Annotated in this window: 18 protein-coding genes; 10 read left to right on the plus strand and 8 right to left on the minus strand. The window is 64.7% G+C overall.

Translation table 11 applies throughout. The features are described from left to right. Positions 1-7: 7 nt before the first annotated feature. From D6850_RS03890 to D6850_RS03925, 8 genes are all read right to left on the minus strand, one after another. Positions 8-697, minus strand: a complete 690-nt coding sequence (locus tag D6850_RS03890; RefSeq protein ID WP_121163941.1) for an amino acid ABC transporter permease — start codon at positions 695-697, stop codon at positions 8-10. Between the two features lie 12 nt (positions 698-709). Continuing rightward, on the minus strand, positions 710-1,402 hold the full coding sequence (locus D6850_RS03895) for an amino acid ABC transporter permease (RefSeq protein ID WP_121163943.1): 693 nt from the start codon (positions 1,400-1,402) through the stop codon (positions 710-712). Between the two features lie 76 nt (positions 1,403-1,478). Then, positions 1,479-2,276 (minus strand): transporter substrate-binding domain-containing protein, encoded by a 798-nt coding sequence (locus tag D6850_RS03900; protein WP_206019194.1) that lies wholly within the window; start codon positions 2,274-2,276, stop codon positions 1,479-1,481. A 33-nt stretch (positions 2,277-2,309) separates the two neighbouring features. Continuing rightward, positions 2,310-3,059 (minus strand): amino acid ABC transporter ATP-binding protein, encoded by a 750-nt coding sequence (locus D6850_RS03905; RefSeq protein ID WP_121163947.1) that lies wholly within the window; start codon positions 3,057-3,059, stop codon positions 2,310-2,312. Beyond that, entirely contained in the window at positions 3,034-3,924 is an 891-nt protein-coding gene (gene dapF, locus D6850_RS03910) for a diaminopimelate epimerase (protein ID WP_206019195.1), read from the minus strand. Before dapF ends, D6850_RS03905 begins: the two co-directional genes overlap by 26 nt. 191 nt (positions 3,925-4,115) lie before the next feature. Beyond that, positions 4,116-4,919 carry a metal ABC transporter permease gene (locus tag D6850_RS03915; RefSeq protein ID WP_121165092.1) on the minus strand — a complete coding sequence of 268 codons (804 nt, stop codon included), beginning with the start codon at positions 4,917-4,919 and terminating at the stop codon, positions 4,116-4,118. Next, positions 4,919-5,686, minus strand: coding sequence for a metal ABC transporter ATP-binding protein (locus D6850_RS03920; RefSeq protein ID WP_121163949.1), 768 nt, complete (start codon positions 5,684-5,686; stop codon positions 4,919-4,921). The genes D6850_RS03915 and D6850_RS03920 overlap by 1 nt, the downstream gene beginning before the upstream one ends. Continuing rightward, positions 5,683-6,213, minus strand: a complete 531-nt coding sequence (locus D6850_RS03925; RefSeq protein WP_121163951.1) for a transcriptional repressor — start codon at positions 6,211-6,213, stop codon at positions 5,683-5,685. Before D6850_RS03925 ends, D6850_RS03920 begins: the two co-directional genes overlap by 4 nt. Positions 6,214-6,269: 56 nt before the next feature. On the opposite strand from D6850_RS03925, the gene D6850_RS03930 reads away from it, so the two are divergent. From D6850_RS03930 to pstA, 10 genes are all read left to right on the plus strand, one after another. After that, complete coding sequence (locus D6850_RS03930) at positions 6,270-7,343, plus strand: zinc ABC transporter substrate-binding protein (protein ID WP_121163953.1); 1,074 nt, start codon at positions 6,270-6,272, stop codon at positions 7,341-7,343. 78 nt (positions 7,344-7,421) lie between these two features. After that, positions 7,422-8,030 (plus strand): DUF1007 family protein, encoded by a 609-nt coding sequence (locus D6850_RS03935; RefSeq protein WP_121163955.1) that lies wholly within the window; start codon positions 7,422-7,424, stop codon positions 8,028-8,030. After that, a complete protein-coding gene (locus D6850_RS03940; RefSeq protein ID WP_121163957.1) occupies positions 8,021-8,929 on the plus strand; it encodes a nickel/cobalt transporter in 909 nt (302 codons plus the stop codon). Before D6850_RS03935 ends, D6850_RS03940 begins: the two co-directional genes overlap by 10 nt. A 150-nt stretch (positions 8,930-9,079) precedes the next feature. Then, the gene (locus D6850_RS03945) at positions 9,080-9,451 is read left to right on the plus strand and encodes an ArsR/SmtB family transcription factor (RefSeq protein WP_121163959.1); all 372 of its coding nucleotides are present in this window, start codon (positions 9,080-9,082) and stop codon (positions 9,449-9,451) included. A 50-nt stretch (positions 9,452-9,501) separates the two neighbouring features. Continuing rightward, positions 9,502-10,569 (plus strand): ACR3 family arsenite efflux transporter, encoded by a 1,068-nt coding sequence (arsB, locus tag D6850_RS03950; RefSeq protein WP_121163961.1) that lies wholly within the window; start codon positions 9,502-9,504, stop codon positions 10,567-10,569. Next, positions 10,566-10,994, plus strand: a complete 429-nt coding sequence (arsC, locus tag D6850_RS03955) for an arsenate reductase (glutaredoxin) (RefSeq protein ID WP_121163963.1) — start codon at positions 10,566-10,568, stop codon at positions 10,992-10,994. Before arsB ends, arsC begins: the two co-directional genes overlap by 4 nt. 1 nt (position 10,995) lies before the next feature. Next, positions 10,996-12,021, plus strand: coding sequence for an ATP-binding protein (locus D6850_RS03960; RefSeq protein ID WP_121163965.1), 1,026 nt, complete (start codon positions 10,996-10,998; stop codon positions 12,019-12,021). 121 nt (positions 12,022-12,142) lie between these two features. Beyond that, entirely contained in the window at positions 12,143-13,156 is a 1,014-nt protein-coding gene (locus tag D6850_RS03965; protein ID WP_121163967.1) for a substrate-binding domain-containing protein, read from the plus strand. Positions 13,157-13,223: 67 nt separating this feature from the next. Then, positions 13,224-14,408: a phosphate ABC transporter permease subunit PstC gene (gene pstC, locus D6850_RS03970; RefSeq protein WP_121163969.1), complete on the plus strand. Its 1,185-nt coding sequence runs from the start codon at positions 13,224-13,226 to the stop codon at positions 14,406-14,408. After that, positions 14,405-15,739, plus strand: a complete 1,335-nt coding sequence (gene pstA, locus D6850_RS03975; protein WP_121163971.1) for a phosphate ABC transporter permease PstA — start codon at positions 14,405-14,407, stop codon at positions 15,737-15,739. Before pstC ends, pstA begins: the two co-directional genes overlap by 4 nt. Positions 15,740-15,749: the final 10 nt, after the last annotated feature.

Below are 15,749 nucleotides of genomic sequence, written 5' to 3' on the forward strand. Positions count from 1 at the left end.
CGGCGGCTCATTTGTCACCGCCGGCCGATGCTCCGAAACGCCCCTCGGCCCATTTCGACAGGCGGAGCATCGGGTAGCAATAGATGAAGTAGAACACCGCGATCAGGCTGTAGATGAACATGATGTCGCCCGGCATTCTCATGATCGCCACCTCGCCCTGTCGGGTCAGTTCGGAAATACCGATGACCGACAGGACCGCCGTGCTTTTGATAACGATGACGTAGATGCTCGCCATGGGCGGGATCGTCAGCTTCAGCGCCTGTGGCACGAGGATGTAACGGTAGGTCTGCAGCCGCGTCATTCCGACCGAGCGCGCGGCTTCGGTCTGGCCGCTGGGAACCGCGTGGATCGCGGCGGCCACGATTTCCGTCACGTAGCTGGACGTGTAGAGCGACAACGAGACGATGGCGGCGGTATAGCTGTCAAACGAAAGCCAGGCGATGCCGGTGGCCGGAAGCACGAAATAGACGATGTAGAGCTGCACCAGGTAGGGGGAGCCGCGCAGCAGGTGCAGATAGAGATTTATCACCCCGTTCAGCAGCCGGAAGCCCGCCGTCTTGGCCACGCCCAGCACGAAGCCGATGCTCGACCCGATGGCGATGGCGATGATCGAGATCTGGAATGTCAGCCACAGCCCCTTCAGCAGAAAGGGGTAGAGCTGCACCACGATGTGCCACTTGTCAGCGATCCATTCCATGCGCGCGCCCCCTCAATTCGCCTGCCAGGCGCTGCCGCCCAGACGGTTCTGCACGATGCCCGACAACACCAGCATCATGGCGTAGATGCCGAGATAGCAGATCGCGACGGTGACATAGCTTTCGGTGGCCACGACCGTTTCGGAAAACATCAAAAGCCCGGCGCCAAGCAATTCAAAGACCGCGATGATGCTGAGCAGCGAGGTGTCCTTGATCAGCACGGCGGTCTGACCCAGCAGCGGCGGCATCACGTTGGCGACGGCCTGGGGCAGGGTGATGTAGCGCATCGTCTGGCGCGGCGTCATCCCGACCGACAGCGCGCCCTCGATCTGCCCCCGCGCGACCGAGCCGATCCCGGCGCGGATGATCTCGCCCATGTAGGGCGAGGTGTGTAGCGTCAGCGCGATGATCCCGGACTGAACCTCGTCGAACAACATCCCCGCGGGCATGATCGTCGGCAGGCCGTAATAGACGAGGTAGATCTGCACCAGCAGAGGCGTCGAACGGATGAACTGGATATAGCCCGCGACGGGCCGCCAGAACAGCGGGTTCTTCGACATCCGCGCCAGCGCCAGCACCGTGCCCAGCACCAGCGACAGGACGAGACAGACGGCCGAGATCCACAGCGTCTGCCAGATGCCCTGGGCGAAAACGTCGGCATATTCCGACACCAGCCGGAGATTGAAGAAATCCTGGAGCCACATCATCGGCGCTGCGCGAACCTGCCTGTCATGTCAGATGGGGTCGGACAGGGGCGCCGCGACGCCCCCGTCCCGGTGGCGATCACTTGTGATCGGCTTCCCAATCGGTGGAGTTCCACCAATAGGCGACCTTTTCGTCCAGGCGCCCGTCGATGCGGATCAGTCGCATGTAGTTGTCGAGGCTGTTCAGCAGATGCACGGAATCGGGCCGCACGGCAAAGCCGAGCGGTTCACGGTTCAGCTCGCCATCCAGCAGGACGATGCCGTCGATCGACGACTGGAAGCCCGACAGCGTCGCCTTGTCGGTGACACCCGCCGTGGCGCGGCCCGACATGACGGCCTGGACCGCCTGCGCGGTGCCGCCGGAAAATTCCTTCAGCTCGGCTTCGGGCAGGAACTTGCGCGCCGCCGACGCGTAGGAAGAGGCCTGCGTTGCGGCCAGCGACACGTCGGGCTTGTTCAGGTCTTCCCAGCTGGTGAAGTCGCTGCCTTCCTTGGTGAAGGCGACCGTCTCGGCAAAGAAGACCGGCTCGGTGAACATGATCTGCATCGAACGCTGCGCCGTCGGCGTCATGTCGGCGGCGATGAAATCGGCCTTGCCCGAGGTCAGCGCGGGGATCAGGCCCTTCCAGTCATAATCCTGCACGACCAGCTTCACGCCCATGTCGTCGGCCATCATCTGCGCCAGTTCGACAGCAAGACCGGTGCGTTCGCCATTTTTGTTTATGAAGCTGACGGGCGGACCCTGGGTCTGCACGGCGATGGTCATCTCGCCGGTGCGCACGATCTTTTCCATCGTGCTTTCGGCCCATGACACGGTGGCCATCGCCGCCATTGCTGCGCCGCCGATCAGTGCGACGGTCAGGTTCTTAAGTTTCATTATGTCTCTCCTCCTTGATGAGCGATTATCGGTTCATAGTATCTGGCTCAGAAACTCCCGGGCCCGATTGGTCTGCGGATTGTCAAAGAACGCCGCAGGGGTGTTTTCCTCAACAATTGCGCCGCTGTCCATGAAGATCACGCGATCGGCCGCCTCGCGGGCAAAGCCCATCTCGTGGGTGACGACGGCCATGGTCATGCCTTCGGCCGCCAGGCTGCGCATCTGTTCGAGCACGCCGCCCACGGTTTCGGGATCGAGCGCCGATGTCGCCTCGTCGAACAGCATCACCTTGGGTTTCATGGCCAGGCTGCGCGCGATGGCGACGCGCTGCTGCTGCCCGCCCGACAACATGACGGGATAGCTGTTCTCCTGTTCCGGCAAGCCCACCTTCTTCAGCAACTCGCGCGCGATGCTTTCGGCCTCGGGGCGCTTGCGCTTGGCGACGATGATCTGCGGCAAGACGATGTTTTCCAGCGCGGTCTTGTGCTGGAACAGATTGAAATGCTGAAACACCATGCCCACCTCGGCGCGCAGGCGGTTGATGTCGGTTTTCCTGCTGGTCACCTCGATGTTGTCGATGGTGATGCGGCCTGAGTCGACCGGCTGCAAACCGTTGAGCGCGCGCAGCAGCGTCGATTTGCCCGAGCCGGAAGGGCCGATGATCACCACCACCTCGCCCCGGTCGATCGTCGCGCTCACATTGTCGAGCGCGCGCACATCGGAGCGGCCTTTCATCTGGTAGGTCTTGCTGACCCCCTCAATTACGATCATCGGCTCGCTCATCTCGTCCTTCCGCGTAAAGGGGCAGGCGACCCCTGAAACAAGTGGCGACCGGGCCGGTCATCACCGCACTGCCTTGCGCATCCACCTCGATCGTCACGGCGCCGGCGCCCATTTCCACCCGGACCGGCCCCGAACCGATCAGGCCCCGCAGCTGCGCCGCCCGCACGGCGGCGCAGGCCCCGGTGCCACAGGCCCCGGTCAGAATGCCCGGACGTTCATAGGCCTGCAAGCGAATGCGTGTCGGGCCGAGGATCTCGCCCAGCCCGACATTCACCTGTTCCGGGAATAGCGGGTCGGTGAGCACCGGGCGCGCCAACGCCGCGACATCGAGCGCGGGCAGGTCCTGCACGAAGAATGTCACATGCGGATTGCCGACCCAGGAGGCCACCCCATGCGCCAGCGGCCCGTGCGCCAGCGGCAAATCCAACGTGTCCACCTCGCGCGCCAGCGGGAATTTACGCCAATCATGCTCGATTCGCCCCATTTCGACACTGACCTCGCGCGGCCCCTGGCGGGTACAGCGCAGCATGGCGGCGCGGGTTTCGATCGTCACCGCGTCGGCGCCGGTTTCTTCCAGCAGCAGCCACGCGACACAGCGTGTGGCGTTGCCGCAGGCGCCGACCTCGCGCCCGTCGATATTGAGAATGCGAAGCCTCGCGTCCGCCGCGTCGGACGGCTCGACGACCAGCAACTGATCGCCGCCCACCCCGACCCGGACGTCGCAGACATGGGCGATCTCGGCCTTGCCGGGCGCGTAATGATCGCGGCGGGCATCGACGATGACGAAGTGATTGCGCAGCCCGTGCATCTTCACGAAGGGGCGCCCCTCGGCACAAAAGATGCCGCTCCACGGCTCGGTCATCATCAAATCGCTTCCGTGTCGTTCCTTCCGACGGTTCAGACCCGTCCCGAGCCGCCTGCCGCGCCACGCGCCGCACTGTCGCGCCTTCGGTGCCGGTTTGCAAGGCGCGAGATGCGCGGGCGCAGCCGTTTGGGGCCCTGGCGCGCTGCCCGGCGCATTTGGATGCAATTTGCAGATTGGCTACGCCGAAGCCCTCATCCCGCCTGATTGCCTGGCTTGAACGCCCTGATCAGGCTTGTAGCCACGAAACACAAGGCCGCGACGCATACGATCGATGGTCCGGCCGGGGTGTCCAGAACGTAAGCGCCTCGCAGGCCAACGACGGCGGATGCGCTGCCGATTAGAGCTGCAATCAGCGCCATGCCTTCGGGCGTCCGAGACAGCGGGCGCGCGGCGGCGGCCGGGATGATCAACATTGCTGCGATGAGCAAAACGCCCACGACCTTGATCGCTACAGCCACCGTGATGGCGAGCGAGAGGGTCAGCACCAGTTGCTCGCGCTTGGGGTCGATGCCGCTGGCGTAGGCGAGTTCGTCGTTCAGGGTCGACGTCAGCAGGGCGGACCAGCGCCAGGCGATCAATCCGACGACCAGCGCGGCCCCGCCCCAGATCACGGCAAGATCACCGCGTGACACCGCAAGGATGTCTCCGAACAGATACGCCATCAGATCGATCCGGATCCCCGACAGAAACGACACTGCGACCAGGCCGAACGCCAGTGCCGAATGCGCCAGGACGCCAAGAAGCGTGTCCATGGCGTAGCCCCGCCCGCTGAGCGCGGAGACGGTCAGAGCCATGATGAGCGCAACCGCAATTGCGCCGGGGAAGATGGATAGATTCAGCGCCAGCGAAAGCGCGATGCCCAGGATCGCGGCATGAGCGGTGGCGTCGCCGAAATAAGCCATGCGGCGCCAGACCACGAAACTGCCAAGTGGAGCAGCCGCGAACGCCACGCCGATACCGGCAAGGGTGGCGCGTGTCATGAAATCGTCGAGCATCATTCGGCAGCCTTTGTCTGGTCGTTATGGCGGTGGTCGGCTCCACACGCGTCATCAAGGTCGTGCGTATGGTCGTGATCGTGCCGGTAGAGCGCGAGCGCGCCACCGGTGCCGGTCCCGAAGAGAGCTTGATATTCCGGCGCGGACGAGACGTGTTCGGGCGTGCCGTGACAACACACATGACCGTTGAGGCAGATCACCCGGTCAGATGCCGCCATGACGACGTGCAGTTCATGGCTGATCATCAGCACAGCGCACCCGGTTTCACGCCGCACGTCGTCGATCAGCTGATAGAACGCGGCGGAGCCGGGCTGGTCGAGCCCTGCCGTCGGTTCATCCAGCAACAGAAGTTGCGGTCGCGCCACCAGGGCGCGCGCCAGCAGGACACGTTGCAGTTGCCCGCCGGAAAGCTGTGACATCTGACGCTTCGCAAGTTCCGGGGCACCCGCGCGCGCCAGCGCGGCAGCCTTGTCCGACCGGGTCGCGCCGCCGGGTAACGAAAGGAAGCGCCTAACAGTGATCGGAAGCGTCGGGTCGACGTGAAGTCTCTGAGGCACATAGCCAAGCCTGAGGCCCGGCGCCGGCATGATCCGGCCCGCAGTGGCGGGCGCCGCGCCCACGATCGCGCGCAGGAGCGTTGTCTTGCCCGATCCGTTGGGGCCCACAATTGTGACGATCTCACCGGTCTCCACGCTCAGGCTGACGTCCCGCAACACCTCTGTCGCGCCGTAGCGAACGCTCAGTTGTTCGACATTCAGTAGGCTCATGCGTCGGACGTCCCCGCACAGTACGGGCAGACTCCGAGTGCCTCGACCACGGTGCGCTCGATCTTGAACCCCGTGGCCCTGGCGGCCTCGCCGAGCGTCCCGCGCGCCGGGGCCGAATGCGCCTCTGCGACCGCATCGCACTCACGGCAAATCAGAAACGCCGGGGAATGGCTTGCGCCGGGATGCGCGCAGGCGATGAAAGCGTTCAGCCGCTCGATCTTGTGCACGAAGCCATTCTCGACGAGAAAGTCCAGCGCACGGTATGCGACGGGCGGCTGACCGCCAAACCCGGCGTCGCGCAGGCGGTCCAGCAATTCATAGGCGCCGAGCGCGCGATGCTCTCGCAAAAGGATTTGGAGTGCCGCACGCCGCACCGGAGTAAAGCGCGCGCCCGTCGTGGCGCAATGCGACTCGGCCTCGGTGATCGCCGTTTCCACACACTGGTCGTGATCATGCGCATCGAATCCGACGGGCCCGAGCGTTGCTCGGACCGTTTCCGACTTCTCCTGATATCCACGACTTGTCATGTTATCTCATTTCCTGTATCGGACTTGTAATGTTATACAATCACTTGGAAGCGCCAATGTCCAGATACCTGATCCCTCTTTCTCTCTCTGCTTCGCTCTTGGCCGGGACGGCCATGGCCGACGTCCCGCGTGTCGCGGTCGATATCGCCCCGGTGCATTCCCTGGTCACGCGCGTGATGGAGGGTCTTGGCGCCCCGTCGCTGATCGTCCAACCAGGCGCTTCGCCGCACGAATACAGCCTTCGACCGTCAGAGGCGCAAGCGCTGCAAGACGCGGATCTGGTGTTCTGGGTTGGCGAGGATCTGACGCCCTGGATGGAGGAGTCCATCGAAACTCTCGCAGACGGCGCGGAGGTCACCACGCTTCTCGACGCCGACGGCACTGTCCTTCTGGAGTTCCGTGAAGGTGCGCTGTTCGAGGCGCACGCACATGGCGACGAGGATCACGCGGACGACCACGATCATGAAGCGCATTCCGAGGGCGGACAGGGCGATCATGATCACGAAGAGCATGAGGATGACGACACACACGCGCACGCGAAACACGCTGAAGGCGATGGTCATGATCATGAAGAGCATGCCGAGGCTGATGGCCACGACCATGATCATGCCCATGGCGCACACGATCCGCACGCCTGGCTCTCGCCCGAGAACGCCGCGAACTGGCTGAACGTGATCGCAGCGCAACTGTCCGCCGCTGATCCCGATAACGCCGGAGCGTATTTCGCCAATGCCGCGGCCGCGCGCGAGGAAATCGTCACCCTGTCTGACGAGGTGAACGCGATCCTGGATCCGGTGCGCGACGGGCGGTTCATCGTCTTCCACGACGGCTACCACTACTTCGAGACAGCCTTTGACTTCCCCGCCTCCGGCGCCATCTCTCTCTCGGATGCAAGCGACCCCAGCCCGGCGCGCATCGCGGAAATTCAGGGCCGGATAGCAGACGAGAGTATCCAGTGCGTGCTGTCGGAGCCTCAGTTCAATTCCGGGCTGGTCGCGACAGTCATGGAGGGCGCCGATGCGAAGACCTCGGTTCTCGATCCGCTTGGCTCCAACCTTGAGACCGGGGCGGGCCTTTATCCGCAGCTCCTGCGGAATCTTGCGAGATCGCTTGCTGACTGCTTGTCTTGACGGCGAAGGCGCGGCATCTAACCTGCAATCCGGAAGGGTCAAGAAACAGTGCCGCGCCATTTTCCTTGCATCTTGCTAATGTTCCTCTGCGTGGCTGGGCAATCCGCTGCGCATCCGCATGTCTTCGTTGATACCGAAGTCGGTTTCGACATCGACGCGTCGCGTCTTTCGTCCCTGCACATCGTCTGGACGTATGACGAATTCACCACCCTGACCATTTTCGACATTCTTGAACTCGATGCTGATGGGGACGGTGTCCTGAACAAAGATGATCTGGCCAAGGTCGCGTCGGGTGAGACCGATTGGCCAGACGGTTACAATGGCGACGTCTATCTCGAAGCAGACCAGCGGCAGGTCGGATTCGGCAAACCGACGAACGCATCGGCCGAGATGCACGGCGATAAAATCGTGGTCCGCTTCGATCTGCCGCTGAACGAGCCTCTCGATCTGTCCCCAGGAACGGCGGTCCTGAAGTTTTACGATCCGAACTATTATTACGCCTACACCGCAACCGGCCTGATGAACCCGGATACAGGTTCGTGCCATGCGACCATCGTCCCATTCGAGGCCGACGCGGCGGCTGCGGCGCTTCAGAATCAGCTTGCGGCGCTGTCGCGCGAGGAGACGCCCGAGCAGCAGAATGTCGGGCAACTGTTCGCCGATGAAATCGTGCTGACATGCAACTGAAGGCGTACCGGCTCTTTGCGGTCGTTCTGGCTGTCGGCGTCGGCCTATGGCTCGTCTTGCCTTGGGATCAGCTACTCCGCTGGGCGGCGTCCGAGCAGCGCGAGTTTCAGAATGCCATGGCCCGCGCGCTGCGCGCCGTCAGGGCAGGGGAGCCGGCGGCATTATTGACTCTGTGCGCCGCGACGGCCGGCTACGGTGTCGTGCATGCCATCGGTCCCGGGCACGGCAAGGTGCTGATCGGCGGCGCGGCATTGGCGAGCGGGTCGACGTTTCAGCGGCTGGCGGGCCTGACGGTTCTGTCCAGTCTTGCGCAGGCGGGCACTGCGATCGTCCTTGTCGGCCTGTTGGTCTTTGCCCTGCGTTTCAACGCAAGGGATGCGGCGGAACTGACGGAAACCTGGCTTGCGCCGCTGAGCGCGATCGCCATCGCCCTGATTGGTCTTGTTCTGGTGCTGCGCGGCGTGCGCGCCCTGCACAAAAGAAGCGGCGCGGCGACGGACGATACCGCGCAGGATCAGCATAAGGGCGCTTGCGGTTGCGGCCACGCGCATGCCCCGACCGTTGAGGAGGTGCGTTCGCTGAATTCGATGCGCGAAGCCCTGGCAATCGTGGCCAGCATCGCGATCCGGCCCTGCACCGGCGCGCTCTTCGTTCTGGTGATAGCCGCGCGGTTCGACGCCTTTGGCGCGGGCGTTCTTGCGGTCCTCGCCATGGCTTTGGGGACGGCGGCGACCATCCTGACCGTTGCAGCAGGCGGACGTTTGGCGCGGCTTTTCGTCGTTATGGGCCAGTCGACCAAGTCGGTCCAGGCGCTGAACCTGTCGGCCATGCTGCACATCCTCGGGGGCGGGCTGATCCTCGGCCTGAGCATGCTGTTCCTCGCGCCGTATCTGACATGACGGATGCGGCGGCGAAGGCGGGTTGCACACTTTAACTGTCGCTCATCACGCGAACGGCGGCAACGCCAGGCCGTTTCAGCATCGAGAAAATCTCTCTCGGACCAATTTCGGCGCTTGACCTCAGCACATCATTTCCATACTTCACGATTCATGGATAAGAATGATGCTCTCGCCGCTTTCGGCGCCCTCGGACAGTCCACGCGTCTTGACGTGTTCCGCCTGCTGATCAAGGCGGGGCAGGTCGGCATGTCGGCTGGCCATATTGGCGACGCCCTCGGGGTCCGCCAGAATACCATGTCGGCCAATCTCGCGATCCTGGTCCGCTCCGGGTTGATCCGAAGCGAGAGGCATGGCCGCAGCATCCGCTATTTCGCCGACATGGACGGAATGCGGGGTCTGCTGGCATTCCTGATGGAGGATTGCTGCGGTGGTTGTCCCGACCTCTGCCAGCCCGTCATCGATGAGATCGCCTGTTCCAGTCCCCGGACAGCCCCCACTCCCGCTGACTTGACGACCTGTTGATGACAGCGCCCGCTTCCTGACCTCCCATCACTGAACGTCGAAAGGCCGATATGACCGATACATCGTTTCCCGCCGCCGCGGGTCTTGGAACATTCGAGCGCTGGCTGTCCGTCTGGGTGGCGCTTGCCATCGGCGCGGGGCTGCTACTGGGCAACCTCTTTCCGGACGTCTTTTCGGGGCTGGCCGCCCTGGAAATCGCCTCGGTCAACCTGCCCGTGGCGGTGCTGATCTGGGCGATGGTCTATCCGATGATGGTGGGCGTGGATTTCGGCGCGCTGGCCCATGTGGGCGACAAGCCCAAGGGCCTGGTCGTGACCCTGGTGGTGAACTGGCTGATCAAGCCCTTCACCATGGCCGCCCTTGGCGTGCTGTTCTTCAACCATGTCTTTGCGGGTCTGATCCCGCCCGATGATGCGCAGGCTTACCTCGCGGGGGTGATCCTGCTGGGCGCCGCGCCCTGCACCGCGATGGTGTTCGTCTGGTCGAATCTCACCCGCGGAGACGCCACTTACACGCTGGTGCAGGTCAGCGTGAACGACGTGATCATGGTTTTTGCCTTTGCGCCCATCGTGGCCTTGTTGCTGGGCGTAACCGATATCGTCGTGCCCTGGAATACGCTGCTGCTGTCAGTTGGTCTTTATGTCATGCTGCCCCTGCTGGCCGGCTACGTGACGCGCCGGAACCTCGTCGGCAAAGGGGGCGAGGCGGCGGTGGACGCCTTCAAGGCCCGCGTGCAGCCGTTTTCGATGCTGGGTCTGCTGGTCACGGTGGTGCTGCTCTTCGGGTTTCAGGGCGAGATCATCCTCGATCGTCCGCTGGTCATCGCGCTGATTGCCGTGCCGTTGTTGCTCCAGTCCTATGGCATCTTCTTCGTGGCCTACGGCGCGGCGCGGGCCTGGGGCATCCCGTTCAATATAGCAGCCCCCTGCGCCCTGATCGGCACATCCAATTTCTTCGAACTGGCGGTGGCGGTCGCGATCAGCCTGTTCGGGCTTGGCTCGGGCGCCGCCTTGGCCACAGTCGTCGGTGTGCTGGTGGAAGTGCCGGTGATGCTGTCGCTCGTCGCCTTCGCCAACCGGACGAAACACTGCTTTCCGAACGAGGGGCGCGCGTCGTGAGCATCGTCATCCACCACAACCCGGCCTGCGGCACCTCGCGAAACGTGCTGGCGATCATCGAGGCGTCGGGCGAGACGCCGGTGGTCATCGACTACCTTCAGACGGGCTGGACCCGCCCGCAGCTTCTGGCGCTGTTCGCAGCTGCGGACCTGACGCCCCGCACCGCCCTGCGAACGACGAAATCCCCGGCAGAGGAGTTGGGCCTGCTCGATCCTTCCGTTGACGACGAGACATTGCTTGACGCGATGCTTGAACACCCGGTCCTGGTCAACCGTCCCATCGTCTGCTCGCCCAAGGGCGTCCGGCTCTGCCGTCCGAGCGAAATGGTGCTGGACCTGCTCGAGCGCCTGCCGCCCGGTCCGATCGCCAAAGAGGACGGCACGCCGCTGATCGCTGCGGATGGAAGCCGCGTGGGACGCCGTTGAAATGGATCCCCAGTGGATCCAGGCGATCCTGTCCGCCGTACCGGCGCCCCTGATCCTGGTCGGCGCGGATGACAGGATCGTCGCCGCAAACGCCGCCGGCGAGGCGATACTGGGACCGGGGCAGATCGGCCGTCATCATGCTCTCGCGTTGCGCCAGCCCGCGCTGCTCGCGGTGATCGAGGCGGCGCTCCATGCGGGCGCCCGCGCAGAGGCGCCCTACGTGATTCCCGGCCCCTCGCAGGAGGTGAGCTATCAGGTGACGGTCTCGCCGGTGCGCCTGGGGCAAATGCGCGGCGCGCTCTGCGCGTTCGAGGATATCACCGAGCAGGAACTGGTCGGCCAGTTCCGCCGCGATTTCGTCGCCAATGTCAGCCACGAATTGCGCACCCCGCTGACCACGCTTGCCAGTTCCATCGAGACCCTGAAGGGCGCGGCGCGCGATGACCCGCCAGCCCGCGAGCGCTTTTTGTCGATCATGGAGCGCGAGGCGGCGCGAATGAGCCGCCTTGTCGCGGAATTGCTGTCGCTCTCGAAGGTCGAGGCGCAGGAACGGCAGCGGCCCACTGCGCCGGTCGATATCGCCGGCCTCGTCGATGCCGCCGCCGCCAGCTTTCGCCCCGCCGCGACGGAGGCGGGGCTGCGGCTGGAAATCCTCGGCGCCGACGGCGCGCCGCGCATTCCGGGCGATGCCGATCAGTTGACGCAGGTGTTGCAGAACCTCATCGAGAACGCGATCAAATACGGCGCGGCGGGGGACCGCGTCACCATCGCGCTCCACGCGCCAAACGATGAGCCGATGCTGCGTATCGACGTGATCGACGAAGGCGACGGGATCGAGCCGATGCACCTGCCGCGCCTGACCGAACGGTTCTACCGCATAGACGACCATCGCTCGCGCGAGAAGGGCGGCACGGGGCTGGGGCTGGCCATCGTCAAGCATATTGTCAGCCGTCACCGCGGCCGACTCGATATCGTCAGCGCGCCGGGCAAGGGCGCGCGCTTTTCGGTTTTCCTGCCGAAATCGTGACCGCGCGGGCGGGTTTCATCAAACTGTTACATGGGTGTCGCAAAACCGTAGCACCCGGCGGGTAGATCGGCGGTGCGGATCGTTCTGATGCGACCCGCCGCGACACAACAGGAGAAAATCCATGTCCCGCTTGACGCTAACGACCTCTGTCCTCGCCATTCTCGCCGCCTCGGCCGCCACCGCGCGCGACCAGGTGCAGGTGGCGGGCTCGTCCACCGTGCTGCCCTACGCCACTATCGTCGCCGAGCTGTTCGGCGAGAATTTCGATTTCCCGACGCCGGTGATCGAATCCGGCGGCTCCTCGGCAGGGCTCAAGAAATTCTGCGAAGGGGTGGGCGAGAACACCATCGATATCGCCAACGCCTCGCGCCGCATCAAGGAGGCCGAGATCGCCGCCTGCAAAGCTGCCGGGGTTTCGGACATCATCGAGGTGCGAATCGGCTATGACGGCATCGTCTTCGCCTCGGACATCGACGGCGAGAGCTTCGCCTTCACCCCCGCCGACTGGTACAAGGCATTGGCCGCGGAAGTCGTTCGTGACGGCGAGCTGGCGCCCAATACCGCGACGCTCTGGAGCGAGGTGAACGCCGATCTGCCCGCGCAGGAAATCATGGCTTTCGTGCCGGGGACCAAGCATGGCACGCGCGAAGTGTTCGACATCAAGGTGATCGAACAGGGCTGCAAGGACAGCGGCGCGTCAGCCGAACTTGAGAGCCTCGGCATGGATGCGGACAAGCTCTGCACGTCGCTGCGCACCGATGGCCGCGCGGTCGAGATCGACGGCGACTATACCGAGACGCTGACCCGGATCGGCAGCAATCCGGACGGCATCGGCGTGTTCGGCCTGTCCTTCTACGAGAACAACACCGCCGAACTGCAGGTGGCGACGATGAACGGCGTCGTCCCCTCGGCCGAGACCATAGCGTCGGGCGAATACCCGGTGTCGCGGCCGCTCTATTTTTACGCCAAGCAGGCGCATTTCGACATGACGCCCGGACTGAAGGAATTTGCCGAATTCTTCGTCTCGGACGATATCGCCGGCGCCGGCGGACCGTTGGCCGATTACGGGCTGGTGCCCGACCCGGACCTGGCCGAGACGCAGGCCGGGTTGGCGGAAGAGGCGTTGATGAACTGATCCGCCGCGCCAATTGGGGCGATCCGGTTTCGGCCGGGTCGCCCGCTTCACCCGCACCGGAGTTCCCATGACCGCGACCTGGATCCTGCTCATCCTGCTCATCATCGCTGCCGCGAGCTTTTTCTTGGGCCGCGCGCGCGCCATTGCCTGCGCGGGCGGCGACAGTCGCGCGCTGCATTCTCTGCCCGGTCACTACAGCTGGGCGACTGTTCTGGTCACCTTGCTTCCGGCGCTGCTGCTGCTTGCGCTGCTGGAAATCTCGGCGGCGCTGACACCCGCCGGCACGCTTGCCGTGGTGATCCTGGCGCTCGCCGCCCTCGCGTGGTCCCTGCGCCGCATCACCCCCGTTTTCCGCGCCCGCGCCACGGTCGAGCGCGGGGTGCTAGCTCTGCTGATCCTTGCCGCCTGCGTCGCGATCGCCACTACGGCGGGCATCGTTCTCTCCATGCTGTTCGAGACGCTGAATTTCTTTGTCCAGTACGATTGGCGTGAGTTTTTCCTCTCGGCCACCTGGGCGCCGCGGTTTCAGGGCGGGTCCGAGCTGGGCTTCCTGCCGCTGCTCTGGGGCACGCTCTATATCAGCCTCATCGCGCTCATCTTCGCGGTGCCGGTGGGGCTCTTCGCAGCAATCTACATGGCTGAATATGCCGGCCGCCGCATCCGCGCCGTCGTGAAGCCGGGCATCGAAATCCTGGCGGGCATCCCCACCATCGTCTATGGCCTCTTTGCGCTGATCACCGTAGGGCCGCTGCTGCGCGACTACTTCGCGCAGCCTCTCGGGCTGGGGGCGAGCGGATCGTCGGTGATGACCGCGGGGCTCGTCATGGGGATCATGCTGATCCCGTTCGTGTCGTCCCTCTCTGACGACATCATCGCGCAGGTGCCGCAATCGCTGCGCGACGGATCGCTCGGTCTCGGCGCGACGCGGTCCGAGACGATCCGCCAGGTGATCCTGCCGGCCGCCTTGCCCGGCATCGTCGGCGCCGTGCTGCTGGCCGCCAGCCGCGCCATCGGCGAAACGATGATCGTGGTCCTCGGGGCCGGGGCCGCCGCGAAACTCAGCCTCAACCCGTTCGAGGCGATGACCACCATCACCGTCAAGATCGTCAGCCAACTGACCGGCGACAGCGATTTCGCCGCGCCCGAAACCCTCGTGGCCTTTGCGCTCGGGCTGACGCTGTTCGCCATAACGCTGTGCCTCAACGTGCTGGCGCTGGCCATCGTGCGCAAATACAGGGAGCAATACGAATGAGCGATCAAGCGGCCGCGCGCCCGACATCCCTGCTGAACCGCGGCGATCACACCGCCCGGCGTCACGCCGCCGAGGCCCGGTTCCGCGCCTGCGGCCTCGGCGCGATCCTGATCGGCCTCGCCGCGCTGGCGATGCTGCTGACCTCGGTCCTTGGGTCCGGCCTCGGCGCGTTTCGCCAGACCTATATCCATCTTCCGATCCACCTCGATGCGGCGGCGCTGGACAAATCCGGCGACCGCGACCCCGAGGTGCTGAAGAAGGTCACGACGATCGGCTATCGCAAGGTAATCGACGCGGCCCTCGTTGAGGCCGTGGCGCAGGCGGGCATCGTCATTCCCGGGCTGACCGAGGACGACAGCGCCGGCATCATCTCGCGCGAGGCGCCGGCACAGGTGCGCGATATGGCGCTGTCCGATCCCGACCTGATCGGCGAGACGATCCAGGTTCGGATCCTCGCCGATGGCCGGATCGACGGCTACCTGAAAGGCCGCGTATCTGCCGAGTCGGCCGCGCGCGACAGCAACGTCTCTCTCGCGCAGTTGCAACTGGCCGATGCGATGGTGGAGCGGGGGCTGCTGTCGCTCGATTTTAACGCCGCGTTTTTGACCGCCCCCGATGCATCGGACCAGCGGCCCGAGGCGGCGGGGCTGGGGGTCGCCATCCTCGGGTCGGCCTACATGATGCTGATCGTGCTGGCGCTGGCGCTGCCCATCGGCGTCGCCGCCTCGATCTACCTCGAGGAATTCGCGCCGAAAAACCGGCTGACCGACCTGATCGAGGTGAACGTCGCCAACCTCGCCGCCGTGCCGTCCATCGTCTTCGGCATCCTGGGCCTTGCGATCTTCATCAATTTCGCGGGCCTGCCGCAATCGGCGCCGGTGGTGGGCGGGCTGGTCCTGACGCTGATGACCCTGCCGACCATCATCATCGCCACCCGCGCCAGCCTCAAGGCCGTGCCGCCCTCGATCCGCGAGGCGGCGCTGGGGTTGGGCGCGTCCCGGATGCAGGCAGTGTTCCACCATGTCCTGCCGCTGGCCGCGCCCGGCATCCTGACCGGCGCGATCCTCGGTCTGGCGCAGGCGCTGGGAGAAACCGCGCCGCTCTTGCTGATCGGCATGGTCGCCTTCGTGCGCGAGTATCCGGGCGCCCCGCCCGAGGGGTTCTTCGATCCCGCCTCCGCGCTGCCGGTGCAGATCTTCAACTGGACCCAGCGCGCCGATCCCGCCTTTGTCGAGCGCGCATCGGGCGCGATCATCGTGCTGCTCGCCTTCCTTCTCGTCATGAACGCCGCGGCCATCCTGCTGCGCCGCCGTTTCGAACGCCGCTGGTAAAGGACCACCC

Origin of the sequence: Roseovarius spongiae (assembly GCF_003651245.1) — a bacterium.
GTDB lineage: Bacteria > Pseudomonadota > Alphaproteobacteria > Rhodobacterales > Rhodobacteraceae > Roseovarius > Roseovarius spongiae.